A 6277-nucleotide genomic window follows, 5' to 3' on the forward strand; every position below is an offset into this window, starting at 1 on the left:
GCCTTGAGGTGGGTGCGGGTCCTCGCCTGCTTCGCCGCCCGGGCCGCCCGCCGCGCGGCCTCGGTGCCTGCCGCGGTGTCCGCCTCGGTGGTCAGGAGCTGCCGCACCCGGTCGGCGTTGTCCTGCGCGTACCAGACGTCGAGCGTGCGCATCCCGGCGAACTCCCGCATGCGCTCCCGGTACGCCCGCACGCCGGCGCGGGCCGTACCGGCCTGCTCCTCCGCCGAGAAGCCGTTGGCGCGGCAGGCGATGACAAGGCCGGCCGCCAGGCGCTTGACGTCCCATTCGAACGGGCCCGGCAGCGTCTCGTCGAAGTCGTTGATGTCGAAGACCAGTTGGCGTTCGGGGGAGGCGAGCAGGCGGAAGTTCAGGGGGTGGGCGTCGCCGCAGAGCTGCACGGTCAGCCCGGTGTGCGGGGCCGCGCCGAGGTCGGCGGCCATGACGGCGGCGGCGCCCCGGTAGAAGCGGAACGGGGATTCGAGCATCCGGCCGTAGCGGAGGGGCACCAGCTCCGGCAGCCGCTCCGCCGACTGCCGCTCCAGCACGTCCACCGGGTCGGGTCGGCCGGCGTCCGGCTCGAAGCGGGCCTGTTCGGAGCGGCGGACCCGCTGCCGGGCCTGCCTGCCGTACGCGGCACGCTCCTCCAGCGGGAGCGCCACGGTGTGCGCTCCCGGCGCGCTCGGCTGCTGTCCGTGCCCGGCGGCCTTGTCCATGTCGAACCTCCCGGCGCCGTTCCGTCGCGACGCCCGTTCCGTCGGCGCCTTCCGTCGCGAACCGCGCGGCCCGGCGGGCGCGCGGTTCGTCGCGTCACCACCTCACCGTGCGCCGCGGACGCCCGGATCACCCATGGTGGGTGACCCGCTCGCGGACGGCACGTCGGACGCTGGACCGTGGGACGCGCCTGAAGCGGCCGGAGCGAGGTCCGCCACGACTTCCGCGATCCACGAGGAGCGGCCATGAGCACGTCGAATGATCCGGCACGGGACCCGTACGGCGGGATGCCCGCCGGCTCCGGCGGCCCCGAGGACCTGCTCGGCAGGCTGGGCCGGTCCTGGGCCTGGGTCATGACCACGGCGGTCACCGCGCTGGTGCCCGGCGTGATCCTGCTGGCCTGGCCGCGGGGGACGCTGCGGGTGCTCACCGTGGTCGTCGGCGTCTATCTGCTGGTGTCGGGGGCCCTGCGCTTCGTCTCGGTCTTCGCGCACCGGGAGGCGGGTGAACGGCTGCCCGGCGTGCTGGTGGCCGTGCTGTTCCTGCTGGCCGGTGTGCTGGTGCTGCGGCATCCGGCGCAGACGGTCGCCGTGCTGGCGCTGGTCGTCGGTGCGCTGTGGCTGGTGACCGGGGTCCTCGCGCTGTACACGGCGGTGGCTGCCAGAGGGCTGCCGCACCGCGGCGTCGTGCTGGGCGTCGCGGCGTTGAGCGCCGTCGCGGGCGTGGTGGTGCTGGTGCTCCCCGCCGAGTCGGCGGTCGCCCTGACCCGGCTTCTCGGTCTCTGGCTTGTCCTGCTGGGCCTCGCCGAGGCGGCGCTGGCCCTGGCCTGGCGGAGCGCGCTGCGCCGCGCAGGCTGAGCCCGGCGCCGCACGGAAGGAGCAGACCATGGGCGGGATGACGGACCCCGGGGCGCCCGAGCCGCCCCCGACCGGGGGCGCGACGGGTGACGGGACGGGTGCCGCACGGGCGGGCCGCACACTGACCGCCGAGGAGGACGCCGAGTACCAGCGGCTGCGGCGGGCCGCCGCGCTCGGGCACCGGCGGGCCCGCGGCGTCGGCGCCTCGGTGCTGCTGGTCCTCGCCCTGCTGCTCGCGCCCGCCGCCGTGGTGGCGGCCTGGGCGGAGACCACCGTGGACGACCGGAGCCGGTACGTCGAGACGGTCGCGCCGCTGGCGTCCGACCCGGCGATCCAGCAGGCGGTGACCGAGCGGATCTCCGACGAGGCGGTGAAGAACGTCGACGTCGAGGCGGTGACCGACGAGCTGGCCAGGACGCTGCGGGAGGCCGGAGCGCCGCCGCGGGTGGTCGAGGGGGCGGAGCAGCTCGCCGGGCCGCTGCGGTCGGCCCTGCGGAGCGTCGTCGAGCGGGTGGTGGGCGAGGTCGTCGCCAGTGACGCGTTCGAGCGGGCCTGGGTGACCGCCAACGGCGAGGCGCACGACGCGTTGCTGACGGTGCTCACCGGCCGGGACGGCGGGGTGGTGCGCGCGGAGGGCGACGACGTCCAGCTGGATCTCGGCGAGGTCGTCGACCGGGTGCGGGACCGCCTCGTCGACGCGGGCTTCGAACAGGCCGCCGCGATCCCCGACAGCGAGCGGACGATCACCCTGTTCCACGCCGAGGAGCTGAGCCGGGCCCAGGACACGCTGCGGCTGCTGACCGTGCTCGGCGTCTGGCTGCCCCTGGTGACGCTGGTACTGGCGGCGCTGGCCGTGTGGGCGGCGCCGTCCCACCGCCTCATGCTGCTGATCACGGGCCTCGGCACGGGCCTGATGATGCTGGTGCTGCTGGCGGCGCTCGCCTACGCCAGGCAGCGCTACCTCGACTCCGTGCCGCCCACGGCGCTGCCCGCCGACGCGGCGGCGGAGGTCTTCGACACCCTCGTGCGGTTCCTGCGCGCCAGCGCGCTCACCCTGCTCGTCGTCTCCCTGATCACGGCCTCGGCGGCCTACCTGTACGGGCCGGGGCGGCTCGCCCGCGGGGTCCGGTCCGGGGTCATCCGGGGCACGTCGGCCGTCGGCGGCGCGCTGTCGCGGAAGGGCCTGCGGACCGGCCGGACGGGCCGCTGGCTGGCCGGCCACCGGTCCCTGACCACCGGTGTGGTCCTCGCGGCCGGAGCCCTCGCGCTGGTGCTGTGGAACTACCCGACCGTGGGGGCGGTCGCGCTGGTGGTCGGCCTGGTCGTGCTGGTGCTGCTCGTTCTCGCGGTGCTCGCGTCGGCGGCGGGGCTGGAGGAGGAAGCGGTGGAGCAGCCCGCGGGAAGCCCGCTGTGAGCGGTGCGCGGGCCGTCCCCGCCGAACGGCTCGTGCGCGCTTTCACCCGCGCCGGGTGAGGCCGCCCGGGCCCGGGCCCGCGCATCGTGGAGACGACCGTGGAAAAGGGCGCCCGAGCCCGTTCCCGGGAGCGGAGGAGAAGGAAATGAGCGCACCGACGTACCTCGCCTACGACTTCCCGCTGCTGAGCGCCTTCTGGGCCATCCTCTGGTTCTTCCTGTGGATCCTGTGGATCATCCTGCTCTTCCGCGTCATCGCCGACGTGTTCCGCGACGACGACCTGAGCGGCTGGGCGAAGGCCGGCTGGCTGGCGTTCACCGTCCTGCTCCCGTTCCTGGGCGTGTTCGTCTACGTGATCGCCCGGGGCAAGGGCATGGGACGCCGGGAGACGGCGAGGGTCCACGCGCAGCAGGAGGCGTTCGACACCTATGTCCGGCAGACCGCCGCCGGCGGGGCCCGGAGCAGCGTCGACGAGCTCCACCGGCTGTCGGAGCTCCGCAGCCGTGGCGACATCACGGAGGAGGAGTTCGTCCGGGCGAAGGAGCTGGTCCTCAGCGGCCACGGCAGCCCGGCGGCAGGACCGGACACCGCACACGGATCCACTCACGAACGGTGAAGGGGACCCCACGGACACGAAGGGAACACCAGGATGAGCACAACCCAACCCAGAGGCGCGGGCACGGCGAAGCAGGACTGGGCCGTCGGCCTGACCATGTTCGCGGCGGTGATGCTCTCGATCACCGGCGTCCTCGCGATCCTGCGGGGCATCATGGGGATCGCCGAGGACGACGTCTTTGTCACGACCCCGGACTACGTCTTCCAGTTCGACCTCACCGGATGGGGCTGGATGCACCTGATCCTCGGTGTCCTCGCCTTCGTCGTGAGTCTCGGGCTGTACAAGGCAGCCATGTGGGCGCGGGTCGGTGGCGTGATCATCGCCGCCCTCGTGATGCTCGGGAACTTCCTCTCCATGCCGTACTACCCGTTCTGGTCGCTTGTGGTGATCGCCATCGCCGGGTTTGTGATCTGGGCGCTGTGCGTGGTCCGGCAGGACGACACTGCGGCCCTGTACGGCAGCTCGCCGAGGGACGTGTAGCGGAGGCCCGACCCCCGCGCGCACGACGCCCCCGTCCCGCCGACAACCGGCGCCGGGGGCGTCGTGCGCGCGCCGGTCTAGTCGGAGACGCCGAGGTCCTCGCGCATGAGGCGGCGCATCGCGGTGAGGGCGGGTTCCGCGGCCTTCAGGTCGACGAGCGCCTGTTCCGGGGTCTCCCCCGCCCTCGGTATGCCGCGGTCGACGCGCTTCGCCACGGCGTCGGTCCGGGAGAGGACCACGTTCAGCTCGCGGGAGGCGTCCAGCACCGCCTCGGGCACGACCATCTGCGCCTCGGCGTAGCGGTCCCGGTACTCCCGCCGCGCCTGTTCGACCTCCACGCGGTCCTCGTCGGTGTACACGCCGTCCCGCAGCCGGTGCAGGGCGTCCTTCAGCATCGTGTGGAAGTGGCGGGAGGCGCGGTTCATCGCGGTGTACGCGGCCCGCCGCTCTTCGAGGAGCCGCTTCCGCTCCTCCTCCCGGCGCTCCTGGGCACGCTGCCGCTTCGTGACCCAGGTGGTGACCACGGGCGCGAGGAGGGTGCCGAGCACTCCGACGACGGCGGTGATCATGGCGGCGGTCGTGGCACCCATGCGCACGAGCCTAGCGGCCGGTCAACGCGCGGTCAGGGCGCCGCCGTTCGCGTCCGGCGCGGGACGTACCGTGGGCGGCATGGTGAAAGCGACGGTTCGTGAGTGGCATGACGAAGAGGGCTGGGGCGTGCTCGACTGCCCCGAGACACCGGGTGGTTGCTGGGGGCACTACTCCGTGATCGAGATGACGGGCTTCCGCACCCTGACGGCCGGGCAGCAGGTCGAGATGCGGTGGGAGGACCCGGGGTTCGAGCAGGACGGGTACCCGTACCGGGCGGTGTCCATCGTGCCCTGAGGTCCTGAGAGTCCCGAGGGTCCCGAGGAGCCTGAGGAGTGGGCGTGGGGGGCGCGGCGGGGGCGCGGGGTGCTCCCCGCGACGCACCCCGTGGCACCCTCGTGCGCCTTCCCGTCGGCGGCGCCGGGGGTGAGGCTGGTGACCCTGAGCGGCCCGGCGGGTGGTCATGACGGCCACGGAACGTCGTCGGCGGCGCGACCCGTCGAGGGGCGTCTGGTCAACGCCCGGAGGGGGAGGGTCGTGCGCCCCGAGGGGGAGGACGGTCCCCGTCCCGATGAGGGGACGGGGACCGTACGGGCCCGGCCTGACGGCGGGTGAGGGGCCGCGTCACGGCGGGTCGGTGAGGAGCGCGTGCGCCGCGGAGAGGAACGGGTCGGCCGCAGTGAACCTGCGTGTCGAGAGCGCGACGACGGCGGTGCCGGTGTCCGGGCGGTAGCCGAGGAACGCCTGCTGGCCGCAGGTGGCGCCGGAGTGGAAGTACGCCGGGCCGTGCCGGGTCGGGGTGACGAACCAGGTCGCGGTGTGGGTATGGCGGTGGCCGAGCCCGCGCCGCAGCACCGGCTGGCGTACGGTCCGCAGGGCGTCGGCGAGCCCGCCGGGGACGTGCCGCTCGGGCCGCAGATGGGCTTCGAGGTAGGTCAGCAGGTCGTGCGGGGTGGCGCGGAGGGCGCCGGCCGGGGAGAAGCCGGCGGTGAGCAGCGGCGGTACGGGCGTGCGGCCGTCCTTGCGGTGGCCGACGGCGTCGGTGCCGGGGCCGCTCGGCCGGGTTCCGCTGTCGGCCATGCCGAGCGGGGCGAGGACGTGCCCGGCGAGCAGCGTGTTCCAGTCGGTGTCGAAGGTCGCGGCCAGCGCGTGGCCGAGTACGGCGGCGCCGAAGTTGGAGTAGCGCCAGCGGGTGCCGGGGCGGTGGCGGGGCCGGGCGGTCGCGCGGACGAACGCGGCCACCAGGCGGGCCGCCGGGTAGCCGGCGTACGGGTTGTCGTCCCGGTTGGTGAGCGCCGCCGGGTAGAGGTCCAGCGGGAGGCGTGGGAGCCCCGAGGTGTGGGTGGCGAGGTGCAGCAGGGTCGCCGGGGCGTCGCCGAGCGGGTGCCGGGGTGTGAGGTGCCGCAGCGCGGGGTCGAGCCAGGAGAGGCGGCCCTCGTGGTGGAGGCGGGCGAGCAGCAGCACGGTGGCGGTCTTGGTGGCGGAGCCGATCTCGTAGCGCAGCTGTGCGCGGCCGACGGGGGTGGGCGGGCCGTCGCCGCCGGTGCACACGGCGCGGCGGCCGGCGCGGGAGCAGGCGAACACGACGTCGGGGGCGTCGACGCCCTGGAC

General features: G+C 74.6%; 8 protein-coding genes. 5 read left to right on the forward strand and 3 right to left on the reverse strand.

Features of this window, described 5'->3' with window-relative positions; all coding sequences use genetic code 11:
• Positions 1-713 (reverse strand): DUF2252 family protein (locus GL263_RS19255; RefSeq protein ID WP_182856982.1); only part of this gene is annotated, 713 nt, incomplete at its 3' end.
• 243 nt (positions 714-956) lie between these two features.
• On the opposite strand from GL263_RS19255, the gene GL263_RS19260 reads away from it, so the two are divergent.
• From GL263_RS19260 to GL263_RS19275, 4 genes are all read left to right on the forward strand, one after another.
• Entirely contained in the window at positions 957-1568 is a 612-nt protein-coding gene (locus tag GL263_RS19260) for an HdeD family acid-resistance protein (RefSeq protein ID WP_182856983.1), read from the forward strand.
• Positions 1569-1605: 37 nt separating this feature from the next.
• Positions 1606-2982 (forward strand): hypothetical protein, encoded by a 1377-nt coding sequence (locus GL263_RS19265; protein WP_182856988.1) that lies wholly within the window; start codon positions 1606-1608, stop codon positions 2980-2982.
• 145 nt (positions 2983-3127) lie between these two features.
• Positions 3128-3598 (forward strand): SHOCT domain-containing protein, encoded by a 471-nt coding sequence (locus GL263_RS19270; RefSeq protein ID WP_182856984.1) that lies wholly within the window; start codon positions 3128-3130, stop codon positions 3596-3598.
• Between the two features lie 33 nt (positions 3599-3631).
• Positions 3632-4078, forward strand: coding sequence for a DUF7144 family membrane protein (locus tag GL263_RS19275; protein ID WP_182856985.1), 447 nt, complete (start codon positions 3632-3634; stop codon positions 4076-4078).
• A gap of 77 nt (positions 4079-4155) precedes the next feature.
• Here the strand turns inward: GL263_RS19275 and GL263_RS19280 are convergent, their stop codons facing one another.
• Entirely contained in the window at positions 4156-4668 is a 513-nt protein-coding gene (locus GL263_RS19280) for a hypothetical protein (protein ID WP_182856986.1), read from the reverse strand.
• Between the two features lie 79 nt (positions 4669-4747).
• On the opposite strand from GL263_RS19280, the gene GL263_RS19285 reads away from it, so the two are divergent.
• On the forward strand, positions 4748-4963 hold the full coding sequence (locus GL263_RS19285; RefSeq protein ID WP_182856987.1) for a S1 domain-containing protein: 216 nt from the start codon (positions 4748-4750) through the stop codon (positions 4961-4963).
• 327 nt (positions 4964-5290) lie between these two features.
• Here the strand turns inward: GL263_RS19285 and GL263_RS19290 are convergent.
• Positions 5291-6277, reverse strand: a 987-nt coding sequence (locus GL263_RS19290) for a serine hydrolase domain-containing protein (RefSeq protein WP_194377712.1), incomplete at its 5' end; no start/stop codon positions are given.

The sequence above is a fragment of the Streptomyces durbertensis genome, assembly GCF_014156695.1.
Lineage (GTDB): Bacteria > Actinomycetota > Actinomycetes > Streptomycetales > Streptomycetaceae > Streptomyces > Streptomyces durbertensis.